Annotated in this window: 24 protein-coding genes and 1 pseudogene; 2 read left to right on the top strand and 23 right to left on the bottom strand. The window is 63.9% G+C overall.

Annotated features, from left to right (window positions below):
* Positions 1-287 (bottom strand): carboxyltransferase domain-containing protein (locus LQT98_RS21675; protein WP_231465122.1); only part of this gene is annotated, 287 nt, incomplete at its 3' end.
* Positions 288-672: 385 nt separating this feature from the next.
* Between LQT98_RS21675 and LQT98_RS21670 the strand changes: the two genes are divergently transcribed.
* Positions 673-3,096 carry a putative bifunctional diguanylate cyclase/phosphodiesterase gene (locus LQT98_RS21670; protein ID WP_231465121.1) on the top strand — a complete coding sequence of 808 codons (2,424 nt, stop codon included), beginning with the start codon at positions 673-675 and terminating at the stop codon, positions 3,094-3,096.
* 96 nt (positions 3,097-3,192) lie between these two features.
* Entirely contained in the window at positions 3,193-3,987 is a 795-nt protein-coding gene (locus LQT98_RS21665) for a TenA family transcriptional regulator (RefSeq protein WP_048410228.1), read from the top strand.
* Positions 3,988-4,067: 80 nt separating this feature from the next.
* Here LQT98_RS21665 and gltX read toward each other — a convergent pair whose 3' ends face one another.
* The 22 genes and pseudogenes from gltX to LQT98_RS21555 all read right to left on the bottom strand — a co-directional run.
* Positions 4,068-5,453 (bottom strand): glutamate--tRNA ligase, encoded by a 1,386-nt coding sequence (gene gltX / locus LQT98_RS21660; RefSeq protein ID WP_231465118.1) that lies wholly within the window; start codon positions 5,451-5,453, stop codon positions 4,068-4,070.
* Positions 5,454-5,517: 64 nt separating this feature from the next.
* Complete coding sequence (locus LQT98_RS21655; RefSeq protein WP_231465116.1) at positions 5,518-6,531, bottom strand: LacI family DNA-binding transcriptional regulator; 1,014 nt, start codon at positions 6,529-6,531, stop codon at positions 5,518-5,520.
* 157 nt (positions 6,532-6,688) lie between these two features.
* Positions 6,689-7,624 (bottom strand): ribose ABC transporter substrate-binding protein RbsB, encoded by a 936-nt coding sequence (gene rbsB / locus LQT98_RS21650; RefSeq protein WP_048410225.1) that lies wholly within the window; start codon positions 7,622-7,624, stop codon positions 6,689-6,691.
* Between the two features lie 58 nt (positions 7,625-7,682).
* Entirely contained in the window at positions 7,683-8,621 is a 939-nt protein-coding gene (locus LQT98_RS21645) for an ABC transporter permease (protein WP_231465114.1), read from the bottom strand.
* A gap of 45 nt (positions 8,622-8,666) precedes the next feature.
* Positions 8,667-10,160: a sugar ABC transporter ATP-binding protein gene (locus tag LQT98_RS21640; protein WP_231465112.1), complete on the bottom strand. Its 1,494-nt coding sequence runs from the start codon at positions 10,158-10,160 to the stop codon at positions 8,667-8,669.
* Positions 10,161-10,171: 11 nt separating this feature from the next.
* Positions 10,172-10,570, bottom strand: a complete 399-nt coding sequence (gene rbsD, locus LQT98_RS21635) for a D-ribose pyranase (protein WP_048410222.1) — start codon at positions 10,568-10,570, stop codon at positions 10,172-10,174.
* Positions 10,567-11,490 (bottom strand): ribokinase, encoded by a 924-nt coding sequence (locus LQT98_RS21630; protein WP_231465110.1) that lies wholly within the window; start codon positions 11,488-11,490, stop codon positions 10,567-10,569. The genes rbsD and LQT98_RS21630 overlap by 4 nt, the downstream gene beginning before the upstream one ends.
* Positions 11,491-11,752: 262 nt before the next feature.
* Positions 11,753-12,478, bottom strand: coding sequence for a YebC/PmpR family DNA-binding transcriptional regulator (locus LQT98_RS21625; protein WP_048410221.1), 726 nt, complete (start codon positions 12,476-12,478; stop codon positions 11,753-11,755).
* Positions 12,479-12,575: 97 nt separating this feature from the next.
* Positions 12,576-13,352 (bottom strand): flagellar biosynthetic protein FliR, encoded by a 777-nt coding sequence (fliR, locus tag LQT98_RS21620; protein WP_048410220.1) that lies wholly within the window; start codon positions 13,350-13,352, stop codon positions 12,576-12,578.
* Positions 13,352-13,621, bottom strand: a complete 270-nt coding sequence (gene fliQ, locus LQT98_RS21615; protein WP_019099986.1) for a flagellar biosynthesis protein FliQ — start codon at positions 13,619-13,621, stop codon at positions 13,352-13,354. The genes fliR and fliQ overlap by 1 nt, the downstream gene beginning before the upstream one ends.
* Complete coding sequence (locus LQT98_RS21610; RefSeq protein ID WP_231465108.1) at positions 13,618-14,133, bottom strand: GNAT family N-acetyltransferase; 516 nt, start codon at positions 14,131-14,133, stop codon at positions 13,618-13,620. Before LQT98_RS21610 ends, fliQ begins: the two co-directional genes overlap by 4 nt.
* Before the next feature lie 10 nt (positions 14,134-14,143).
* Positions 14,144-14,890: a flagellar type III secretion system pore protein FliP gene (gene fliP, locus LQT98_RS21605; protein ID WP_048410218.1), complete on the bottom strand. Its 747-nt coding sequence runs from the start codon at positions 14,888-14,890 to the stop codon at positions 14,144-14,146.
* Positions 14,887-15,336 carry a flagellar biosynthetic protein FliO gene (gene fliO, locus LQT98_RS21600; protein ID WP_231465106.1) on the bottom strand — a complete coding sequence of 150 codons (450 nt, stop codon included), beginning with the start codon at positions 15,334-15,336 and terminating at the stop codon, positions 14,887-14,889. The genes fliP and fliO overlap by 4 nt, the downstream gene beginning before the upstream one ends.
* Positions 15,337-15,347: 11 nt before the next feature.
* Positions 15,348-15,728 carry a flagellar motor switch protein FliN gene (gene fliN, locus LQT98_RS21595; RefSeq protein ID WP_197081472.1) on the bottom strand — a complete coding sequence of 127 codons (381 nt, stop codon included), beginning with the start codon at positions 15,726-15,728 and terminating at the stop codon, positions 15,348-15,350.
* 95 nt (positions 15,729-15,823) lie between these two features.
* Positions 15,824-16,828 carry a flagellar motor switch protein FliM gene (gene fliM / locus LQT98_RS21590; protein ID WP_048410217.1) on the bottom strand — a complete coding sequence of 335 codons (1,005 nt, stop codon included), beginning with the start codon at positions 16,826-16,828 and terminating at the stop codon, positions 15,824-15,826.
* A gap of 5 nt (positions 16,829-16,833) precedes the next feature.
* On the bottom strand, positions 16,834-17,355 hold the full coding sequence (locus LQT98_RS21585; protein WP_048410216.1) for a flagellar basal body-associated FliL family protein: 522 nt from the start codon (positions 17,353-17,355) through the stop codon (positions 16,834-16,836).
* 107 nt (positions 17,356-17,462) lie between these two features.
* Complete coding sequence (locus LQT98_RS21580) at positions 17,463-18,392, bottom strand: flagellar hook-length control protein FliK (protein WP_231465104.1); 930 nt, start codon at positions 18,390-18,392, stop codon at positions 17,463-17,465.
* 62 nt (positions 18,393-18,454) lie between these two features.
* Entirely contained in the window at positions 18,455-18,904 is a 450-nt protein-coding gene (fliJ, locus tag LQT98_RS21575) for a flagellar export protein FliJ (RefSeq protein ID WP_231465102.1), read from the bottom strand.
* 9 nt (positions 18,905-18,913) lie between these two features.
* Entirely contained in the window at positions 18,914-20,308 is a 1,395-nt protein-coding gene (gene fliI, locus LQT98_RS21570) for a flagellar protein export ATPase FliI (RefSeq protein ID WP_231465100.1), read from the bottom strand.
* Positions 20,289-21,128: a FliH/SctL family protein gene (locus LQT98_RS21565; RefSeq protein WP_231465098.1), complete on the bottom strand. Its 840-nt coding sequence runs from the start codon at positions 21,126-21,128 to the stop codon at positions 20,289-20,291. Before LQT98_RS21565 ends, fliI begins: the two co-directional genes overlap by 20 nt.
* On the bottom strand, positions 21,109-22,107 hold the full coding sequence (fliG, locus tag LQT98_RS21560; protein ID WP_231465096.1) for a flagellar motor switch protein FliG: 999 nt from the start codon (positions 22,105-22,107) through the stop codon (positions 21,109-21,111). Before fliG ends, LQT98_RS21565 begins: the two co-directional genes overlap by 20 nt.
* Positions 22,100-22,297, bottom strand: a pseudogene (locus tag LQT98_RS21555) (flagellar basal-body MS-ring/collar protein FliF); the annotation flags it as partial. The pseudogene LQT98_RS21555 and the gene fliG, both read right to left, overlap by 8 nt.

The raw sequence follows: 22,297 nt of genomic DNA, 5'->3' as shown, positions 1-22,297 counted from the left end.
GGCACCGTCACCTGGCGCGGCTGCGGCGTCGCCCGCCGCGCGCGCGCCCATTCGCGGCGCAGCCGCTCAAGCCAACCAGCGCCGACGTCGGCGCCAGCATCGGGATCGAAAACCACGGTCAGATTATTCATGCCCGGCACCACCTCGATCAGGCCGGCCTCTTCCGCCAGCGTCTGCGCCAGCCACCAGATGCGGCGTTGGCAATCCAGGCTCGCCGGCGGCGGGCTTTCCAGCACCGCGGCGCGTTCGCCCAGCAGGTAGTAACGCATTGCCAAATCATTCGGCATTGGCATTGCCTTTCCGGCGCTAAAACAATGGGATTATTTTCGCTTATCCACCATGTCCAAGGCAAACGCCAAAGCGGCGGGAAAAACGCGAGGTCCGCCGCGGCAGCGAACGCTCACGCCAACGGCAAGTCCATGAAAATTAGGCTATTCATCTATTATCAAGCCAAGCCATCTCCAATAAACAATCGATATAGTTATCAAAAACATTGAACAATTTCCAATGGGATGATAAAAACGCCATACAGCTGAGCGCCTGCCGGCAGCGCCCATCGGCCGCCGGCGCGGGTCCATCGCAGGATTCGCGCGCCGGCCGCAGCGGAGGAACTGCCAACACCCCGCTTGGGCTTGTAGCCGCGTCTTACTCTATTCACCAGCCGGAACCGCCATGAGGCCGAATACCGCTAATCGACAGCTGCTCTTTGTCGTACTGCCTTTCCTGCTGATTGTCATCATGCAGGTGGCGCTGAGCGCATTCAGCCTGTATGTGGTTTCCACCGCCCGCGCCTATGTGGCGGGTGAAGGCTTGTGGTCGAAAGCGCAGAAGGATTCGATCTACTATCTGACCCGCTACGCCCAGACCGGCGCCGACCATGACTTCCAACGCTACCAGCAGGCAATCGCCATCCAATTGGGCGATCATCAGGCACGGCTGGCGCTGGACCGCTCGCCCCCCAATCTCGACGCCGCGCGCCAAGGCTTCCTCAACGGCGGCAACCATCCCGACGACATTGAAAACATCATCCGCGCCTATCTGTGGTTCCGCCATGTCAGCTATCTGGCGGAGGCCATCCACTATTGGCGAATAGGCGACTACTATCTGCAGGAGATCCAGACCCTGGGCGAGCAACTGCGCCAGGGTCATGCCGATGGTTCGCTGAGCGCGGCGGACAAGAGCGCCCTCACCTTGCAGATCGCCCAGATCAACGAGGCGGTCAAGGCGCCGGCCCAGGCCTTCTCCCGGGTGCTGGGCGACGCCTCGCGCGAAGTGAGCCAAGCGGTGTGGAGCGTCAATCTGCTGGTGGGCCTGTTGCTGGTGCTGCTGACCATCCGCCAGATCCGACGGCTGATCCAGGCCTCGGACAATTACAAGGCCGCGCTGCAGGCCGAGCAGCAACGCGCCGAAATCACGCTGCAATCGATAGGCGACGCGGTGATCACCCTGAATATGCGCGGCGTGGTGGTCTATCTGAACCACAGCGCCAAGCACATGCTGGGCCATTTGGAGGTGGAAGGCCTGGGCCGGCACTTCGATGAAGTGTTCAATCTGGTCACGCAGGGTCCGGAACCGGAAAGCCTGCTAAGTTTCGCCGAACTCAGCGGCCTGAGCGAGCCCAGCCGCACTTACCCCAAGCTGCACATGCTGCGCCACAACGCGATCCCGCTGCTGCTCAGCCTGGTGGCGGCGCCGATACGCGACAGCCAGGGCGAGCAATACGGCATCGCGCTGGTGCTGCACGACAACACCTCGGAACAGCAATACATCAACGAGCTGTCTTGGCAGGCCAGCCACGACGCATTGACCGGCCTGGTCAACCGCCGCGAATTCGAAGCCCGCGCCAACAAGGCGATCAAGCAGTTGGACCAGGCCGAGGCCTCGCTGGCGCTGATGTTCATCGATCTGGACCAATTCAAGCTGATCAACGACACCTATGGCCACGCCGCCGGCGACGAGCTGCTGTGCCAGATCAGCCGCGCGGTGTCGCGCCGGCTGCGCGCCTCGGACACCCTGGCGCGGCTGGGCGGCGACGAATTCGGCGTGCTGCTCGGCAATAGCTCGGTGGAGGCCGCCATCGCCAAGGCCAACAGCCTGCGCCAGGCCATCGTCGAGTGCCGCTTCCAGTGGGAAGGCAACCATTTCTCGATCAGCGCCAGCATCGGCCTGGTTTGCGTGTCCGACGCCGACACCTCGCTGGCCGAGGTGATGCGCTCCGCCGACATCGCCTGCTATATGGCCAAGGAAAAGGGGCGCAACCGCATCCAGCTGCACATCCCGCACAATTCCGAGGTCTCGGCGCGCTTCCACGAACTGGACTGGGTGCAGCGGCTGCGCCAGGCGCTGCGCGACAACCGCTTCACCCTCTACGCGCAGGACATCATCCCCTTGTCCGCCACCGCGGACAACGGCCGCTATATCGAAGTGCTGCTGCGGCTGAACGGCGACGATGGCAGCCAGATACCACCTGGGCTGTTCGTGCCCATCGCGGAACGCTATGGCCTGATGACAGAGATCGACCGCGTCGTGGTGGAAAAAGTGTTCCAGGAACTGGCGCAACTGTGCCGCGCCGGCAATCTGGACATCCAGCACTGCGCGATCAATCTGTCCGGCTCAACCTTGTGCGACGACGGCTTCCTTGCCTTCGTGCAGCAGCAATTCCTCCGCAGCGGCGTGCCGCCGGAAATCATTTGCTTCGAAATCACCGAGACCAATGCCATCGCCAATCTGGAGGCCGCCCAGCGGCTGATCCACGAGCTGCGCCAGATCGGCTGCCTGTTCTCGCTGGACGATTTCGGCACCGGCATGTCCTCCTTCGCCTACCTGAAGCACCTGCCGGTGGATTTTCTGAAGATAGACGGCAGCTTCGTTCGCGAAATGGCTTCCGACCCGATAGACCACGCCATGGTGGAAATGATCAATCACATCGGCCATGTGACCGGCAAGCGCACCATCGCCGAATTCGTCGACAAGCCCGACATCGTGGTCGAGCTGCGCAAGCTGGGCGTCGACTACGCCCAGGGCTTCCACCTGAGCCAACCGGAACCATTCGGCTTCCGCCACGCCGCCAGCCCCGGCCGCGTGCGGCAGCAATAGCTTACCGGCCAGGGCAAGGGCCGGATCACGGCGGCCGGCCTGGCCGCGGCGTCTGACCGGGCGAGTCCGGCCACTGCTTCAAGGAAAGGGGAAATAATGAACAAAGAAACCGGTTTTACCAGGAACGGGCCGCTGATGGACATCCGCAGCTATCCGGAATGGACACGGGAGCTGGTCGCTCATTGCGACGAGCACAAGCGCCGCGTGGTGGAGCATGAACTATTCCTGAAAATGCGCGACGGCATGCTGCCCACCTCCATCCACCAGGCCTTTCTGCGCGGCGGCTGGCCGGTGATAGAACAGTTCCCGCAATACATGGCCAGGAATTTGCTGAAGGTGCGCTACGGCAAGCACCGCGGCCACGATATGGCGCGGCGCTATCTGATCCGCAATATCCGGGTAGAGCAGAACCACGCCGACCACTGGGTGCACTGGGCCGCCGCCTGCGGCGTGGACAGCCATAGCCTGCTGCACGACGGCCAGGCGCTGGAAACGCTGACGCTCAGCCATTGGTGCCATCAGGTCTGCGACCGCGAATCGCTGGAGGTGGCGATGGCGGCCACCAATTACGCGATTGAGGGCGCCACCGGCGAATGGTGCTCCGCCGTCTGCGCCAAGGAGGATTACGCGCGGCAATTCCCCAAGGAGAAGCGCGCCAAGGCGATGAAGTGGCTGGCGCTGCACGCCCATTACGACGACGAGCATCCATGGGAGGCGCTGGACATCATCGTTACCTTGGTGGGCGTGGACCCCACCGCGCATCAGGTGGCCGAGTTGCGCCACGCCATCTGCCAGAGCCATCGCTATATGCGCCTGCTACTGGACCACTATATGACGCAGTACGTGCCCGACAGCAATAACGAGCACGCCGCAGGCATGGTGCTCGCCTGAACACGCCGCCAACGCAAACCGCCCCGCGGCCTTAGCCGCGGGGCGGTTTGTTCATCAAACGATGCGGGTCGAGGCAGCGCTCAGCCGCGCAGGCGGCGCAACACCTCATCCTTGCCGATCACGGCCAGCACCGCGTCCACCGACGGCGTCTGGGTGGTGCCGCACACCAACACGCGCAGTGGCATGCCCAACTGGCCCATCTTGATGCCCTCTTCCGCGCAGAAGGGCTTGAACAGTTCGTGGATGGCTTCCGCCGACCACACGTCAAGCGCCGCCAATTTGTCGGCGAAACGGCCCATGCGCGCGACGGCGTCGCCGGACAAATGCTTGTCCACATCGGCGGCAAGCGGCTCGCGCTTGCGGTAGAAGTAGTCCACTTCCAGCGCCAGCGCGTTCAGGTCCTGCACCCTTTCCTTGACCAGGGCGATCACGTCTTCGATGGCGGGCCCGCCGGCCAGCGCCACGCCGGCGGCGGCCAGGCGCGGCGCGATCAATTCGGCTAGGCGGCCGTTGTCGGCGCTCTTGATGTGCTGGGCGTTCAACCACATGAATTTTTCATGGTTGAAACGGCTGGCGGACGCGCTCACCGCTTCCAGGCTGAACCACTCGACGAACTGCTCCATGCTGAAGAATTCATCGTCGCCGTGGCCCCAGCCCAGACGCGCCAGGTAGTTGAGCAGCGCCTCCGGCAGGATGCCCTTGTCGGCATAGTCCACCACGCTGACCGCATCGCGGCGCTTGGACATCTTCTGGCCGTCCTCGTTGAGGATCATCGGCAGGTGGCCATACACCGGCAGCGGCGCGTTCAGCGCCTTCAGGATATTGATCTGGCGCGGGGTGTTGTTGACGTGGTCATCACCGCGGATCACATGGGTGATCTGCATGTCCCAGTCGTCCACCACCACGCAGAAGTTATAGGTCGGGCTACCGTCCGGGCGGGCGATGATCAGGTCGTCCAGTTCCTGATTGGCGATCTCGATGCGGCCCTTGACCGCGTCGTCCCAGGCCACCACGCCGTCCAGCGGGGTCTTGAAGCGCACCACCGGGGTCACGTCGGCGGGGATAGCCGGCAGGGTCTTGCCGGCTTCCGGGCGCCAGCGGCGATCGTAGCGCGGCTTCTCGCCGCGCGCTTCCTGCTCCGCGCGCATCGTTTCCAGCTCGTCCTTGCTGCAATAGCACAGATAGGCATGGCCGGAATCCAGCAGTTGCTGGATCACATCCTTGTAACGGTCGAAACGGTGAGTCTGGTAGAACGGACCTTCGTCATAGTCCAGGCCCACCCAATGCATGCCATCCAGAATCGCTTTCACCGATTCCGGCGTCGAACGCTCCAGGTCGGTGTCCTCGATGCGGAGCACGAACACGCCATTGTTCTTGCGGGCATAGGCCCAGGAAAACAGCGCGGTGCGCACGCCGCCGATATGCAGATAACCGGTGGGGCTGGGAGCGAAACGGGTACGGATCATGGTGACTCTGGCTCGAAAACGTAAAACGGCTATTGTACGCCGGCTGGCGAAGCGGCAGCAAACCCTAAGCCGGCCAGCGCCGGTGCAGGCTGGCCGCCACCAAGGCGTCGCTCTCGTCCGGCCGCCGCCCCTCCAACAGACCCAAGGCCAGCTCCAGACTGCGCGCCGCCATCTCGCGGCTGTCCTGCACGATGGCGTCGACGCGCACCGGCAGGCAGTCCAGCAGGGAATGATCGTCGAAAGTCAGCAGCCGCAGCGGCGTATTGCCCAGCCCGCAGTGCTGGTTGATGAAGGCCAGCGCGCCCTCCAACAGCGACACCGAGGCGGTGAACAAGGCCTGCGGCAGCCGCTGGCGCTGCTGCTGCCATTGCTGCATCAGTTCGAAGCCGGAGCGGCGCAGGTAGTCGCGGTGGCAAACCCAGTCGCTCCCCTCGGCCACGCCGCGGCTCGCCAGCGCGCGACGATAGCCCAGCAGGCGGTCGCGGCTGGGCGACAACTCCGGCTGACCGCCGAAAAACACCACTTCGGACACACCCTGCTCCAGCGCGTCGCCCACCAGCCGCTCCACGCTGGCACAGCCGTCGGTGACCACCGAAGGAATGCCGCTGCCGTCCACGCGACGGTCGACGAACACCAGCGGCAGCCGCCGCACCCATTTCTGGTAGGACTTGGCCTCGTGCGAGCACGGCACCACGATCATCGCGTCCACCTGCCGCGCCACCAGGTGGGCCATCACCTCGGCCTCGCGCCGCGGATCTTCGTCGCTGGTCACCAGCAGCATCTGGTAATCTCGCTGGCGGCACAATTCTTCCATCGCCTGGGCCAGCGCCGCATGCGCGGAGTTGGTCAGGTCCGGAATCACCAGCCCCACCGAGTTGCTGCGCCGCGAGCGCAGCGAGCGCGCCGACTGCGACGGATTGAAATGCTGCTCGCGCGCTACCTTTTCCACCCGCTCCACCGTGGCCTGGGAGATGCGGTAGCGCTCGGCATGGCCGTTGAGCACCATGCTGGCGGTGGTGCGCGACACGCCGGCCAGTTCGGCGATGTCGTCTATGGTCAAACGCTTGTAGCCGCTCATCGACAGCCTATTCCTCATGCGGCGGCGCGATGCCTGCCGCTCGAAACTCGATTGCAAAACAGCCCCGGCCTGCGCAAGCGCGGGACGGGGCCGCCGATTGCTGGCCACCTTACCTCAAGCGGGCCGCCGTCGCCAGCGCGATGGCGGCCGCTCGGGCTTACTGCTTGACCAGGTTCAGCGGCACCGGAATGAACTTCTCCACTTGCTGGCCATCGATCAGCTTCTTGGCGGTTTGCACACCGTATTGGCCAATCAGCTCCGGCTGCTGCTGCACGGTGGCGGCCAGGCCTCCGGCCTTGACCGAGGCCACCGCGTCGGCGGTGGCGTCGAAGCCCACCACCGCCACATTCTTCAGGCCGGCGGCCTGGATCGCCTTCAAGGCGCCCAGCGCCATCTCGTCGTTGTGAGCGAACACGCCCTGCACGTCCTTATTGCCCTGCAGGATGTTCTCCATCACCGACAAACCCTTGGCGCGGTCGAAATCGGCCGGCTGCTTGGCCACCACCTTGACCTCGGCCTTGCCGTCGGTCACCGCGTGGAAGCCCTGGCCGCGCTCGCGGGCGGCGGAAGAACCGGGAATGCCCTCCAGCTCAACCAGGCGGCCCTTGCCGCCCAGCTTGGCCAGCAGGAACTCGGCCGCCATCTTGCCGCCGGCTACATTATCCGAGGCAATATGGGCGCTGACCTCGGCGCCGTTGACGCTGCGGTCCAGCGATACCACCTTGATGCCCTTGCTCAGCGCTTCCTTCACCACATTGGCGACGGCGGAGGAGTCGGTGGGATTGATCAGGATCACGCTCACCTTTTTCTGGATCAGATCCTCCACGCTGGCCTGCTGCTTGGCGGAATCATCCTGCGCGTCCACGGTGATCAGGCGCACGCCCTCCTTGGCCGCCTCGTCCTCGGCGCCCTTGCGCAGCGACACGAAGAATGGGTTGTTCAGCGTGGACACCGCCAGGCCCACCACCGGCTGGCCGGAAGCCGCTGCCGGCGCACTGGCGCCCGCGGCGGCATCGGCCGGCCCTTGCTTGGTGCAGGCGATCAGACTGGCCGCGATGACACTGAAAACCAAAGGCTTGATTAAGCGTTGCATATCGGAACTCCCCTTGTGTAATGGTCGCTTGGCGAGCCCGCCGGCTGCGGGCCCGCCCTCACTTCTTGCCGCTGCGGTCCAGCAGCACCGCCAACAAAATCACCACGCCCTTGATCACCTGCTGGTAGAACGAGGACACGCCCAGCAGATTGAGGCCGTTGTTCAACACGCCGATCAGCAAGGCGCCGATCAGGGTGCCGAAGATCCAGCCGCGGCCGCCGGTCAGGCTGGTGCCGCCCAGCACCACCGCGGCGATGGCATCCAGCTCGTAGCCGGCGCCGGCGGTGGGCTGCGCCGAATTCAGGCGCGAGGTCAGCACCACGCCGGCCATCGCCGACAGCGCGCCGGACAGGGTGTAGACCCAGATCTTGACCCGGTCCACCTTGACGCCGGACAGACGCGCGGACTCCTCGTTGCCGCCGGTGGCGTAGACATGGCGGCCGAAAATGGTTTTCTTCAGCACGAACCAGAGGCCGGCGAACAGCAGCAGCATCCACACCACCGGCACCGGCACCACGCCGGCCACATAGCCGCCGCCCAGCATGGAGAACATATCGCTGCCGAAACCGGTGATCGGGCTGCCGTTGGACGCCACCAGCGACAAGCCGCGCAGAATGGTCATCGACGCCAGTGTGGCGATGAAGGGCGCCACCTTGCCCTTGCTGATCACCAGGCCGTTGCAGCAGCCCATCAGCGCGCCGGACAGGATGCCCAGCAGCGTGGCCAGCAGCGGATCGACGCCGGCCTGCAGCAGCATCGCGGTCAACACCGACGACAGCGCCAGGATGGAGCCCACCGACAGATCGATGCCGCCCAGCAGGATGACCAGGGTCATGCCGAAGGCGATCAAGGCGTTGATCGACACCTGGCGCATCACATTGAGCAGATTGCCCATGGTCAGAAAATCGGCGCTCAGCGCCGACAGGCCGGCGCAAATCACCAGCAGGGCGATGAAGGGCCCGAGTTTTTGCAGCGTTGCTTTGTGTTGCGGGGTCATCTTGCTTACCGTTTCCCTTGCTTGCGCCCTAGAGGCGTTGAATATTCAATGCGCGGCCGCGCCGGCCGCCGCGGCCATGATGTCTTCCTGGCTGACCGCGCAGGCATCGAACAAGCCGGCCTGGCGGCCTTCGTGTATCACCAGGATGCGGTCGCTCATCGCCATCACTTCCGGCAGCTCGGACGACACCATGACGATGGCCACGCCGGCCGCGGCCAGCTGATTGATGATGTGGTAGATCTCCGCCTTGCCGCCGACGTCGACACCGCGCGTCGGCTCGTCCAGCAACAGCACTTTGGGCGACTCCGCCAGCCATTTGGCGAACACCACCTTTTGCTGATTGCCACCGGACAAGGATTTGACGTCCAGTTCCGCGTCGCGGGTGCGGATGCGCAGCTGTTCGATCAGCCTCCCGGCTTCTTCGCGCTCGGAGCGGCCGTTGATCACCCCCAGCCGCGCATGGCGGCGCAGATGCACCAGGCTGGCGTTTTCGCGCAGCGACATGCCCAGCACCAGGCCCTGGCTCTTGCGGTCTTCGGTCACGTAGGCGATGCCGGCGGCGATGGCGTCGCCGGGCTGACGTATGTTCAATTCCACGCCATCCAGCCTCACGCTGCCGCGCCGACGCGGCTTGACGCCGAACAACACATTGAGGATTTCGCTGCGACCGGCGCCCATCAAGCCGGCCACGCCCAGCACTTCGCCGGCGCGCGCGTCGAACGCGATCCCTTCGATACGGCCATCGTCGGCCAGCGCCTCCACCTGCAGCCGCACCGCGCCCGGCGCGACATCGCGCTTGGGAAAGCGGTCGCCGATCTCTCGCCCCACCATCAACCGCACCACTTCGTCGAAATCGGTGGCGGCGATCTGGCGCTCGCCGACAAAGCAGCCGTCACGCAAGATGCTGATCTTGTCGCAGACGCGGAAGATCTCCTCCATCCGGTGCGACACATAGACAATCGCCACCCCACGCTGTTTGAGCTGTTCCATGAAGGCGAACAAGGCTTCGATCTCGCGCTCGGTCAGCGCCGCGGTCGGCTCGTCCATGATCAGCAGCTTGGCGTTCAAGGACAGGGCCTTGGCGATCTCCACCATCTGCTGCCGGCCTATGGACAGCTGACCGGCCTCCTGCTCGGGATCGATCTGGCCAGCACCCAGCTGCTGCAGGATCTGGCTGGCTTCGCGCCGCATGCTGGCGCGATTGATCACGCCGCAGCGGCTGTGTTCGCGCTCGCGGCCAAGAAACAGGTTCTCCATCACCGACAACTGCGGAATCAGGTTCAGTTCCTGGTGGATGATGGCGATGCCATGGGCCTCGGCGTCGCGGGTGGAGCGTATCGTCACCACCTGGTCGTTGATGCGGATCTCGCCGGCATCGGCCTGGTAGACGCCGGACAGAATTTTCATCAAGGTGGATTTGCCGGCGCCGTTCTCGCCCATCAGCGCGTGCACTTCGCCGCCCCGCACCGAGAAATCCACCGCCTCCAACACCTTGACCGGGCCAAAGGCCTTGCAGATGCCACGCATGCTTACCTTCATCGCCCGCCCCTTCAGAAGATCACGCCGGAGTACAGAATCACATTGGCGTATGGCGTGCATTCGCCGGTACGGATCACCGCCTTGGCCTCGCGGCAACGCCGCTTGAATTCCTCGTGCGGCGCGTATTCCACCACCACGCCGTGCGCCGCCATATCATTGGCCAGCACTTCCACCGCCGGACTGTGCTGCTGGCACTCGACGGCGAACAGCGCGCGCTCGGCCTTGAAGTCCGCCAGGATGGAGTCCAGCACCGCGGGAAATTCCGGCACGCCCAGGCGCAGGCTCAAGTCTATGCACTCGACCCCGGGCGGGATCGGCAAGCCGCAATCGGCGATCACCAGGCTGTCGGTATGCCCCATGCCGGCCAATACCCGCGCGATATCGCGGTTCAAATGCCCCAGCCGTTTCATGCCTGCTCCTTCATCATGTCTTGCAAGGCCGCCAGCGTCGGCATGCCACTCTGCGCGCCGGAACACGTCACCGACAGCGCCGCGGCGGCGCAGGCCAGCGCCATCGCCGCCTCGATGCCTTGCGGCCAGAACGCCGCCAACGCGCCATTGAACGTGTCGCCGGCGCCGGTGCTGTCCACCACGGACACCGTGAAGCCGGGCTGGTGATGCAGGCCGCCGTCGGCGCGGCAGAAATAGGCGCCGTCCTTGCCTCGCGTCATCGCCACCCGTCCCGGCAGCCGACGCAGCAGCGCCTGCCAATCGCCGCCATCGGCATCCAGCGCCAAGGCCAACTCATGTTCGTTCGGCGTCAGCAAGGCCGTCCGCGCCAGCAATTCCGGCGGCAGGCTGCGGGCCGGCGCCGGGTTGAGCAGGAAAGGCTTGCCGTGGCGCTCGGCCAGCTCGGCCGCGCGCTCCACCGTGGCCAGCGGCACTTCCATTTGCGCCAGCACCACGTCGGCGTCGCGGAAAGCCTGTTCATCCTGGTCCAGGTGCTGCGGCAGCAACTGATGGTTGGCGCCGGGCACCACCACGATGGCGTTGTCGCCCTCGGCCAGGGTAATCGTCGCCAAACCGGTGGCCACATCCGCCTCGCGCAAGCGGCTGATGTCCACGCCCTCGGCCCGCAACGCGTCCTTGAGCTGGGAGCCGAACATATCGCGGCCCACGCAGCCCAACAAACTCACCTGCGCGCCCAGGCGCGCGGCGGCCACCGCCTGGTTGGCGCCCTTGCCGCCCGGATAGGACGCAAAGCGCTCGCCAAACAAGGTTTCACCCAGCCGTGGATAGCGTTCCGCTTCCACCACCAGATCCATATTGATACTGCCCACCACCAGGACCCGGGTCATAGTTTCCTCGTCGTCATTCAGCGGCGTCGGCATGCGAATGCACCGGCGCCAGTTGCTAAAACGTAATCAGCCCACGCTTTATAACAGAGCGACGAGCAGGCCGGAAGCACCAAGCCGCGGCTGTCCGACAAATGCAACAGTTGCCTCCAGCCGGGCAATCGCCGCTTGACGCCGCGCCGGCTTCAATGTAGCGCCGTCACTACACGCCAAACTCCAGACGTAAAAAAAGCTCCCCTAGGGGAGCTTTTTCGAAACCGGCCAATGATGGCGGTCGGGGTATCACGGTGGATTTAAATCAATCTTCCAGCACCGCCGAGGTGTACACATCCTGCACATCGTCCAGGTCTTCCAGCGCGTCCAGCAGCTTCTGCATGCGCGCGGCGTCGTCGCCGGCCAGTTCGGTTTCATTCTGCGGCTTCATCGTCACCTCGCCCATCTCGGCCTTGAAGCCCTTGGCTTCCAGCGCCTCCTTGACGTCGGTGAATTCGTAGGGGCCGGTGATCACTTCCATCGAGCCATCGTCGTTGACGACCACGTCCTCGGCGCCGCTTTCCAGCGCGGCCTCCATCAAGGCATCCTCATCCACGCCCGGCGCGAACACCAGGTAGCCGCAATGGCTGAACTGGAAGGCCACGCAGCCGTCGGTGCCCATATTGCCGCCATACTTGGAGAAGGCGTGACGCACATCGGCCACGGTGCGGGTCTTGTTGTCGGTCAGACAGTCCACCATCACCGCCGCGCCGCCGATGCCATAGCCTTCGTAGCGGCACTCCACGTAATCGACGCCGTCGAGCTGGCCGGTGCCGCGCTTGATCGCGTTCTCGATATTGTCCTTGGGCATGGACTCGGCCTTGGCCTTGTCCACCGCCAGGCGCAGGCGCGGGTTCATATTCGGATCGCCGCCGCCCATCTTGGCTGCAACGGTGATTTCCTTGATCAAGCGGGTGAAGATCTTGCCACGTTTGGCATCCTGACGACCCTTGCGGTGCTGGATGTTAGCCCATTTACTGTGACCTGCCATAGTTGCCTCTGTCTGTTGTCCGGTCCACGACGGACCTTTCAGTCAAAATTGGCGCTTATTTTAGCAGAACTTGAATCTGGACAGGAGGGGCGGCCGCTCACTTGGCCTTGAGCATCGCCAGCATCATCTCGAAGCCGGCGCGGTACATCTGCTCCAGCACCGGCACCATCATCGGCAAGGTCAGATAGATGCTGATGAAGCCTATCATCAGCGTCAGCGGAAAGCCGAAAGTAAAGATGTTGAACTGCGGCGCGGCGCGCGTCATCACCCCGATGGCCAGGTTGGTGATCAGCAGCGCCGCGATCACCGGCAGCGACAACCAGATGCCCCACTCGATCAGATGACTGCCCCACAGCACCAGCGCCTTGATGCCCTGGGCCGGCATGTTCATGCCTATCGGCAGCACCCGATAGCTTTCCACCAGCGTGGACAGCACCACTTGGTGGCCGTCGAAGGACAGGAACAGCAGAAAGGTGAACAGGGTCAGCAGCTGCGACACCACCGGCACCTGGGCCGAGTGCATCGGATCGAAGAACATCGCGAAACCCAGACCGGTTTGCGAGCCCATGATGAAGCCCGCCACCTCCACCGAGGAAATCACAATGCGCATGACAAAGCCCATCGCCAAGCCGATCAACAACTGCTGCAGCAAGATGGCGATGCCCTCGGCCGACACCAGCGGCACCGCCGGCAGCGGCGGCAGCAAGGGCGCCAGCATCACGGTCAGAATCAGCGCGAAACCAGCCTTGAAGCGGCGCGGCACGCCGCGATAGGCGAACACCGGCTCCGCCAGCAGCAGGCCGATGATGCGCGCGAACGGCCAGACGAACATGGCCACCAGCGCATTGATCTGCGCATCGGAAATGCTCAGCATCAGCCGATCACGTGCGGAATGCTCTGGAACAGCCGCGTGGTGTACTCGATCAGCGTGTTCAGCATCCACGGCCCGGCCAGCACCAGCACCAGGAACATCGCCAGCAACTTGGGAATGAAGGTCAGCGTCATTTCGTTGATCTGCGTCGCCGCCTGCAGCACGCTGACCAACAGGCCCACCAGCAGCGACACCAGCAGCACCGGCGCCGCGACGATGATCAGGATGTACAGTGCGTTCTGCACGATATTGATGATCAGCTCCGGACTCATTTCCCCTCCCGATCGCCCACAGCCGCCGGCTCTTGCCAACCGCCTTTGCTCAACAAGTCATTATCCAGCGTCACCCCTTGGCGGAGCACGCGATTGGGCCGCAACACCCGATAGCCGGCCCGCTCGAACACCGGGCGGGACGCCGCGCTGGCCCACGCATGCAGCGCGACCACCCCGGCCGCGGCCGCCTGAGCCTCCAGTTCCGCCAGCATCCGGCTGGCGCCGCCGCGGCGCTGCGCCCAGGGCGCGACAAACAGCATGTCGAATTCGCCGTCATGGCATAGCCAGGCGAACCCCGCCAAGCGACCGTCGTCCGCCAGCCAGCGGCAGCCCCAGGAGCGCGCCAGGCGAGCCTCCCAGCCTTGCGCCAACTCAGCCGTCCATGGTCCTCGCGGCGCCCAGGCCTCGCATTGCCGCTCGCTATACAAGGCGCCGGCCAATGCCCAAACGCTGTCGAGAAACACCGCGTGGCAGTCGGGCAAATCGGCGGCGCGCAATGGCTGCAATAACATACACCCGCCCTCAGCCAGTATAGAAGCTCTGCACCAGCGACCCCATCAACAAGGTCCAGCCGTCCACCAGCACGAACAGCATCAGCTTGAACGGCAGTGAAATCGTCACCGGCGACACCATCATCATGCCCATCGCCATCAGGATGCTGGCCACCACCAGATCGATGATCAGGAAGGGGATGAACACCATGAAGCCGATCTGGAACGCGGTTTTCAGCTCGCTGATCACATAGGCCGGCACCAGGGTCTTCATCGACACATCGGCCTTGGTCTGCGGTTTTTCCGACTGGGAAATCTCGATGAAGAAGGCCAGATCCTTCTCCCGAGTCTGACGCAGCATGAAGGCCTTCATCGGCTGGCTGGCCTCATCCAGCGCCTGCTGAAAGCTAATCTTGTCGTCGGAGAACGGCACCCAGGCCTTGGTGTACACCTGATCGAAGGTAGGCCCCATCACGAACAGGGTCAGGAACAGCGACAAACCGACTATCACCTGGTTGGGCGGGGACTGCATGGTGCCCATCGCTTGGCGCAACAGCGACATCACGATGATGATGCGGGTAAAGGCGGTCATCATCAGCATCATCGCCGGGATGAAGGTCAGCCCGGTCATGAACAGCAGCATCTGCAGACTGAGCGAGTAATTCTGCCCGCCGCCGGCCGCAGGCGTACTGCTCATCATCGGCAGGCCGCCGGCCGCGTCCGCGATCAGCGGCAGCGCCAGCAAGACCACGCCGCCATAATGCACTGCACGCTTCATTGCCGCCCCGCCTTGCCGTTGCGGCCTTTTTCCATCGCCGCCTTCAGCCAGCGCGCGAACGGCTCCGCCGCCGGAGCGGCTTCCTGCTCCGCGCCTTCCGGCCGTGGCAGCTTGCTCAGCAGATTGACTTGCTGCGGCGTCACGCCCAACACCAGCCACTCGCCCTCCAGCTCCACGATCACCACCCGCTCCTTGGGCCCCACCATGGTGCCGCTCACCACCTTCAGGCGGTTGGACGCGCCCAGCATGCCGCCGGACACGCGCTTGAACAGCCAGGCCAGGCCGACGATGGCGCCCAGCACCACCGCCAGACCGAACAAGACCTGCAACAAGCTCATGAACGGCGACGGCGCGGCCGCCGGCGGCGGCGCAGCGGTAGCGGCGGCGGCCACTCCGGACACCAAATAAAAAGCGCCCTGCACTGCACGGCGCGTCATCGCAAACATGGCTGGTCTCGTCATTTCTGCAAGCGGCGAATGCGTTCGGCTGGGGTAATGATATCGGTCAGGCGGATACCGAACTTGTCGTTGACCACCACCACCTCGCCCTGGGCGATCAGACAGCCGTTGACCAGCACGTCCATCGGCTCGCCGGCCATGCCGTCCAGTTCCACCACCGAACCCTGCGCCAATTGCAGCAGGTTGCGGATGGCGATCTTGGTGCGGCCCAGCTCCACGGTCAGCTGTACCGGAATGTCCAGAATCATGTCCAGATTCTGCGGCACGCCGGCGCCGGAAGTGCTCGCGCCCAGTTCCTGGAACAGATTCTGCGCCGGCACCGGTTCGGGGGCGGACTCCTCCACCTCCTGCTCGGCCATCGCCGCCGCCCAGTCGTCCATGGACACTTCTTCCTCGCCACCTCCCGCGCTTGTGGCTGCAGCGGCCGCGGCGGCGGCTTCGGCCTCCATCTGCGCCGCTTGCAATTCTTCTTCGCTCATTGCTCTTTATCCCCCAGAGGCTCGTGAAAATCATTCGCGCCGGCCAGCACCTGCTCCACCTTCAGCGCATAGCGCCCCTGCACGGTGCCGTAACTGGCCTCGAACACCGGGATGCCCGACACATCGGCCTCCACCCGTTCGGGAATGTCCAGCATCACCACGTCGCCATTCTTCAAATTCAAAATCTGTCCCAAGGTCACCTTGGTCTGCGCCAGCGTCGCCACCAGCTCCACCTCCGCCGCCTGCACCTGGTGCGTCATCAGGTTGACCCAGCGGTTATCCACCTCGGTGCGGTCCGCCTGCATGGTGCTGGACAGCACGTCGCGGATCGGTTCCACCATGGAGTACGGCAAACAGATGTGGAAATCGCCGCCGCCGGCGCCCAGCTCGATGTGGAAGGTCATCGCCACCACCACTTCGGTGGGCGTGGCGATATTGGCGAACTGGGTGTTCATCTCCGAGCGCAGGTAGACGAACTCGATCGGATGCACCGGCTCCCAGGCTTTCTGGCATTCGGTGAACACCACGTCCAGCAAGCGGCGGATGATGCGCTGCTCGGTGGGCGTGAAGTCACGACCTTCCACCCGTACATGGTAACGCCCGTCGCTGCCGAACAGATTGTCGACGATCAGGAACACCAGGTCCGGATCGAAGATCAGCAGACCAGTGCCGCGCAAGGGCTTGACGTGCACCAGATTCAGGTTGGTCGGCACCACCAGGTTGCGGATGAACTCGCTGTACTTTTGCACCCGTACCGGACCGACCGAAATTTCGGCGTTGCGGCGGATGAAGTTGAACAAGCCTATGCGCAGATTGCGCGCGAAACGCTCGTTGATGATTTCCAGCGTCGGCATCCGGCCGCGCACGATGCGCTCCTGCCGACCGATGTCATAGCCGCGGACGCCTTGGGCGTCGCCGCCGCCGGCATCATCCTCGTCCTCCCCGGAGACGCCCCTTAATAGGGCGTCCACCTCTTCCTGGGAAAGAATATCGTCGCCCATGACGCTTATTGCTTCTGGATGATGAAGGAAGTGAAGAGCACGCTTTCCACCGGCTGTTCTTCGCCGGCGTCCATCGACTCATTGATGATCTGCTTGACCTGCGCCTTCAACCGAACCTTGCCGTCCGGCGTGGCCAGTTCCACCGCGGACTTGGACGACAGCAGCAGGATCAGCGCGCTGCGGATCTTGGGCGCGTAATCGGTAAATTTCTTCTTGGCTTCCTCGTCGGCCAGTTCCGCCTGCATGTCCACCTGCAGCAAGGAACCGTCATTGCCGGCCAGATTCACCACGAAGGTATCCAATTTTTCAAAAATCGGCGGACCTTCTTTTTTCTTCTTGGGTTTTTCCTTGGTTTGCTCAGCATGTTCGCCGGCCGCGGCCGGTTTATTCATATTGGTGAACATATAAGCAGCCAAGCCCCCTACGGCGGCCAACACCAGCACCAGCAACACGATGACGATCAGCATCAATTTGCCGCCGCCCCCTGCTTTTTTCTCTGCTTTTTCCGCTTTTTTATCTTCTGCCATATATCTGCCCTGTTCACTGGGGTGTTCATAGTGAAATCTTAAACGATTTCTTCACTATATTTTCTAATTTTAACCGCCAATTGAACAGGGGAGATTATCACAAATGGTCAGGCGAAAATGCTGAGGATGCCCCGAGCGGCCTTGATGCTGCTCAATGCATCCATGGCTTCGGGCTCCTCGCTCTCGCCTTGACGCTGCGATTGCCCGCGCTGGAACGCCTGCTGCTGCTGACCGGACTGACCGCTGGACACCTGCGCGTCGGTCAGCTGGATGCCCCCCGCCGCCAGCATGGACGACAAGCGGTGCATATTGTTTTCCAGCGCCTCGCGCGTGGCCGGCACCGCCGCGGCGAACAACACCTGGGCCTGGTCGTTGCCGTTCATTTTCAAGGTCACCTCGATCGGCCCCAACTGCGGCGGATTCAGCTGAATCTGCGCCTTGTCGGCCTTGAGGCTGACCATATTGATCACCTGCTCGCTCATCGCCTTGGCCCAATTGGGATCGGTTATCGGCTGTTGCACGGTAAAGGTGGGCGTCGGCGCCGTTGGCTTGGCCATCAGCGATTCCTGCGGCTGCAGCGGCAAAAACTGCGGCACCACCTTGCCGTCTTCCGGCAAATTTTGCTGACCCGGCAGCGACAGATCGCGAATCTTGACCGCGGCGGGCAGCACCGCGCCGAGATCCGGCTTCACGTCCGCCAGCTTGGCGCCACTGAGCGCATCGTTATTGCGCGGAAGGGCGACCATCTGCTGGACCGGCTGCGCGGCCGCCATCAGCGGCATGCCCGGCAACGGGGACAGCGCGTCCTGGCCATCCTCGTTCTTGGCCGGCTTGTCCTTGTCCGCGCCGGCATCCGCCAAGACATCGCTCTTGGCGCCCGGCAGGAAGGAACTGCCCAGGGCGCTCATCTGCACGCCCAGCAGGCTGGCGAACAGGTCACCGCCGCCGGTGTCGCCGGCAGTGGCCAAATTGCCTCCCGGCATATTGGCTTTGCTGCTGGCCAGGCTGGCCGCCGCAGTGTTAACAGGTGTCGTCATGGCCGACTCTCTACAAGGTAAGACGCAGACGTTAAAGCAACTAACGTGCCAAGCAAGAGCCCTTATTCTTCGCCATGATTATTGTCCCAAAAACGCCGGGTAGCGAATTCATCGCTGGCTTTCTGCTGCAGCCGCGCCTCGCGCACGGCGGCGCGCTCCTGCTCGCGCTGCAGCAGCTTTTCATAAGCCTTCAGTTTCTTGTATTCCTGCTGCCAGGCCTGGCGCTCCAGCAAGAAGCGCTGGGTGCAACGCTCCACCTCGCCCTGCTGCTGCACCATGGCCTCGTCCAAACGGGCGAGGAAACGTTGAAAATCCTGGTACTGCAATGCGCTGATGCCCTGCGCGCCGCGGCTGCTCAGCCGCTGCCGGTATTCGCCGCGAAACGCGTCCAACTGCTCCTGACGCGAGCGGGCGTCGGCCAGACGGTTCTGCGCCAGCCTCATGCGCTCACCAGCCGCTTTCTGCCGATCCTCGGCCAGGCGAATCAGTAATAGGTATTTGCTTTCCGCCATGGCTCAGCCTCAGGACAACACGGTCTGCAACTGCTCGCAGCTGGCGGAATAGTCCTGCGACTCGTGCATGGGCTGGGTCAGGAAGCCGACCATCGGCAGTTGACGCCGCATCGCCTCGTCCAGCACCGGGTCCGAACCCGGCACATAGGCGCCGACGCTGATCAGGTCGCGGTTGCGCTGATAACGCGAATACAGCTGCTTGAATTGCCGGGCCAGGCTCATCTGCGACGATGGCACCACATCCACCATCACCCGGCTGATCGATTGTTCGATGTCTATCGCCGGATAATGGCCGGATTCGGCCAGCTCGCGCGACAACACGAAGTGACCATCCAGAATCGCGCGCGCCGAGTCGGCGATGGGATCTTGCTGATCGTCACCCTCCGACAGCACCGTATAGAAGCCGGTGATGGAACCGCCACCCTCGGCGGCATTGCCTGCGCGTTCGATCAATTGCGGCAGACGCGCGAACACCGACGGCGGATAGCCCTTGGTCACCGGCGGCTCGCCGATGGCCAGCGCGATCTCGCGCTGCGCCATCGCGTAGCGGGTCACCGAGTCCATCAGCAGCAGCACATCCAAGCCCTGGGCACGGAAATACTCGGCCAAGGCCGTGGCATAGGCGGCACCGTGCAAGCGCATCAGCGGCGGCATGTCCGCCGGAGCGGCCACCACCACCGAGCGGGCGATGCCCTCTTCGCCGAGAATGTTTTCGATGAAGTCCTTGACCTCGCGACCACGCTCGCCGATCAAGCCCACCACCACCACATCGGCCTTGGTAAAGCGCGCCATCATGCCCAGCAGCACCGACTTGCCGACGCCGGAGCCGGCGAACAGGCCCAGGCGCTGCCCGCGCCCCACCGTTAGCAGGCCATTGATCGCGCGCACGCCGACATCCAGCACATCGCGCACCGGCGAGCGATCCAGCGGGTTCATCGGCTGACTGTGCAAGGGAAACCAGGCATCGGGATGGATGGCGCCCTTGCCGTCCAGCGGCCGGCCCAGCGAGTCCAGCACCCGGCCCAACAGACTGAGGCCCACCGGCACCTGGCGGCCGCTGGCGCCGAATGTGCCGGCCTGGGCCACGCTGCGGCCGAACTGCGGCGGCTGCTCCAGCGATAGCGGCATCACCGGAGTGCCCGGCAGCAAGCCATGCACATTGCTCAACGGCATCAGGAACACTTTGTCGCCGGAGAAGCCCACCACCTCGGCCTCAACCAGGCGCTGATCGGCCAAGGCCACCTGACAGGCGCTGCCTACTGGCAGTTTGAGCCCCACCGCCTCCATCACCATGCCGGTGACGCGCACCAGCTTGCCGCAAGGCTGCCACAGCTTGGCGGCGCGCGCGCTGTCCGCGCAATCGCGCAGCCAGCCACGCTGGCGCTCAATCAGATCCTGGCTCATGGTCCATGCCCAAGGCCTTGCGCAGCGCCGCGACACGAGTGCGCATGGTCAAATCCAGGCGCAGCGCGGCGGTATCGATCACGCAGCCACCGCGCTCCACCTCGGGGTCCTCTATCCACTGCCATTGCGTTTCCGGCGTTTCCTGAGCCAGGAAGGCTCGCGCCACCTCCAGGTCCGCCGGGTTCAGACGCAGCCGCGCCTGAGTCAGCGTGGCCGGTAGATCTTCCAGCGCCTCGCGCAGCAACTCCTGGATTAGCAAGGGGTTTTGCCGCGCCAGGCCATGGCTTAGTTGCTCGGCCAACTCCAGCGCCAGCGCCAGCCAGTCCTGGGACAGTTCGGACTCGAAACGGTCGATCTGCCGCGTCAAGCTCTCGCTCAATTGCTGCAAGGGCTGCCAGGCGGCGGCGAAACGCGCCTCCTGCTCGGCGCGCACCTCGGCCAGACCCTGATCGCGGCCGGCGGCCAAGCCTTCCTCAAATCCCGCGGCGCGACCGGCTTCCTCACCGACCTCATGCCCGGATTGCCAGGCTTCTTGATGAATGGCTTCCAATTCGGCCGCGGTGGGATAACCGCTGACCGCGCGCGCTTCCAGCTCCGCCTCCGGCTCGGCCGCCGCTTCCGGCTCGGCCGCAACCGCTTCCGGCACCACAACGGCCTCGCCCTGTTCCTGCTCGCGCTGGCGCCGGCGCTGCTGCGCCAGCTCCATCAATTGCACCGGTGTCAGCTTCTGGGTCAGGCCGTCCAGCGCGTTGGGACTCCAACTGCTCCAGCCCTCCAGCTCTTCGCCGGGAATGATGGGATTACTCGACGAGACCTTCATCACCACCCTTGCTGCCTAGCACGATCTGGCCATCGTCGGCGAGCTTGCGCACCACCTTGAGGATTTCCTTCTGCTCGGCCTCCACCTCGGACAGCTTGACCGGCCCCTTGGACTCCAGGTCGTCGCGCAGCATTTCCGCCGCGCGCTGCGACATATTGCGGAAGATCTTGTCCTTGAGCTCGGCGCTGGTGCCCTTGAGGGCGATGACCAGCGAATCGGACTGCACTTCGCGCAGAATGGTCTGAATCGAACGGTCGTCGATTTCCAGAATATTCTCGAACACGAACATCTTGTCCTGAATCCGCTGCGCCAATTCCGGATCATATTCGCGGATGTAGTTGAGCGCGGCGGCCTCGACATTGGAACCCATGAAGTTGAGGATTTCCGCGGTCAGGCCAATGCCGCCGGCCGCGCTCTTCTTGATGCGGTCGGAGCCGGACAAGAGCTGAGTCAGCACATCGTTCAATTCGCGCAGCGCCTGCGGCTGCACCCCCTCCAGCGTGGCGGTGCGGATCAACACCTCATTGCGCATCCGCTCGGGGAAATAGGCCAGGATGGAGCTGGACAGGTCCGGCTCCAGATGCACCAGGATGGTGGCGATGATCTGCGGATGCTCGTTGCGGATCAGGTCGGCGGCGGAGGACGGGTCCATCCACTTCAGGCTTTCGATACCGCTGTGATCGTTGCCCTGCATGATCTTGTCCAGCAGGTTGGCCGCCTTGTCCGGCCCCAACGCCTCGATCAGCACATTGCGCAGGTATTCGTCGGACGCGCCGATGCTGGCGCGCGCCGCGCACTCGCCCTTGAATTCGCTGACCACTTCGTCAATCTGCTCGTAGCTCAGATTATTGATCGCCGCCATCGCCAGCGAAATCTTCTGCACTTCCTTGGGGCCGAGGTATTTGAACACCTCGACGGCCTCCGCCTGCCCCAAGCTGAACAGCAACACCGCGCTCTTGCGCACTCCGTTCTCACTCATCGGCGCTTATCCATTCCTTGATGATCTGAGCGGCCATGCGCGGATCAGATTTCACCATTTCACGCACAGCTTCCAGATTGGTGGTGTATTGCCGCATCTGCGCTTCGCGCGGATCGCCGCCGCCCGCGGCGCCGCCGGCATGACCGGCCGCGCCCTCCTCGCCCTCTTCGCCGGCCACGCCGAGCAGGCG

It is taken from the genome of Chromobacterium aquaticum, assembly GCF_021129195.1.
GTDB lineage: Bacteria > Pseudomonadota > Gammaproteobacteria > Burkholderiales > Chromobacteriaceae > Chromobacterium > Chromobacterium aquaticum.
The sequence above is the reverse complement of the archived record's forward strand: the minus strand, read 5'-3'. Positions and strand labels throughout refer to the sequence as shown.

Bases quoted from the DNA above. Each gene is read 5' to 3' on its own strand.
- gltX (WP_231465118.1), bottom strand. From the start codon at position 5,453: ATGATCCGTACCCGTTTCGCTCCCAGCCCCACCGGTTATCTGCATATC.
- fliQ (WP_019099986.1), bottom strand. From the start codon at position 13,621: ATGAGTCCGGAGCTGATCATCAATATCGTGCAGAACGCACTGTACATC.
- fliP (WP_048410218.1), bottom strand. From the start codon at position 14,890: ATGAAGCGTGCAGTGCATTATGGCGGCGTGGTCTTGCTGGCGCTGCCG.
- LQT98_RS21670 (WP_231465121.1), top strand. From the start codon at position 673: ATGAGGCCGAATACCGCTAATCGACAGCTGCTCTTTGTCGTACTGCCT.
- rbsD (WP_048410222.1), bottom strand. From the start codon at position 10,570: ATGAAACGGCTGGGGCATTTGAACCGCGATATCGCGCGGGTATTGGCC.
- fliM (WP_048410217.1), bottom strand. From the start codon at position 16,828: ATGGGCGACGATATTCTTTCCCAGGAAGAGGTGGACGCCCTATTAAGG.
- fliJ (WP_231465102.1), bottom strand. From the start codon at position 18,904: ATGGCGGAAAGCAAATACCTATTACTGATTCGCCTGGCCGAGGATCGG.
- LQT98_RS21610 (WP_231465108.1), bottom strand. From the start codon at position 14,133: ATGTTATTGCAGCCATTGCGCGCCGCCGATTTGCCCGACTGCCACGCG.
- fliG (WP_231465096.1), bottom strand. From the start codon at position 22,107: ATGAGTGAGAACGGAGTGCGCAAGAGCGCGGTGTTGCTGTTCAGCTTG.
- LQT98_RS21580 (WP_231465104.1), bottom strand. From the start codon at position 18,392: ATGACGACACCTGTTAACACTGCGGCGGCCAGCCTGGCCAGCAGCAAA.
- LQT98_RS21585 (WP_048410216.1), bottom strand. From the start codon at position 17,355: ATGGCAGAAGATAAAAAAGCGGAAAAAGCAGAGAAAAAAGCAGGGGGC.
- LQT98_RS21655 (WP_231465116.1), bottom strand. From the start codon at position 6,531: ATGAGCGGCTACAAGCGTTTGACCATAGACGACATCGCCGAACTGGCC.
- fliR (WP_048410220.1), bottom strand. From the start codon at position 13,352: ATGCTGAGCATTTCCGATGCGCAGATCAATGCGCTGGTGGCCATGTTC.
- fliN (WP_197081472.1), bottom strand. From the start codon at position 15,728: ATGGACGACTGGGCGGCGGCGATGGCCGAGCAGGAGGTGGAGGAGTCC.
- rbsB (WP_048410225.1), bottom strand. From the start codon at position 7,624: ATGCAACGCTTAATCAAGCCTTTGGTTTTCAGTGTCATCGCGGCCAGT.
- LQT98_RS21640 (WP_231465112.1), bottom strand. From the start codon at position 10,160: ATGAAGGTAAGCATGCGTGGCATCTGCAAGGCCTTTGGCCCGGTCAAG.
- LQT98_RS21625 (WP_048410221.1), bottom strand. From the start codon at position 12,478: ATGGCAGGTCACAGTAAATGGGCTAACATCCAGCACCGCAAGGGTCGT.
- fliI (WP_231465100.1), bottom strand. From the start codon at position 20,308: ATGAGCCAGGATCTGATTGAGCGCCAGCGTGGCTGGCTGCGCGATTGC.
- LQT98_RS21630 (WP_231465110.1), bottom strand. From the start codon at position 11,490: ATGCCGACGCCGCTGAATGACGACGAGGAAACTATGACCCGGGTCCTG.
- LQT98_RS21565 (WP_231465098.1), bottom strand. From the start codon at position 21,128: ATGAAGGTCTCGTCGAGTAATCCCATCATTCCCGGCGAAGAGCTGGAG.
- fliO (WP_231465106.1), bottom strand. From the start codon at position 15,336: ATGTTTGCGATGACGCGCCGTGCAGTGCAGGGCGCTTTTTATTTGGTG.
- LQT98_RS21665 (WP_048410228.1), top strand. From the start codon at position 3,193: ATGAACAAAGAAACCGGTTTTACCAGGAACGGGCCGCTGATGGACATC.
- LQT98_RS21645 (WP_231465114.1), bottom strand. From the start codon at position 8,621: ATGACCCCGCAACACAAAGCAACGCTGCAAAAACTCGGGCCCTTCATC.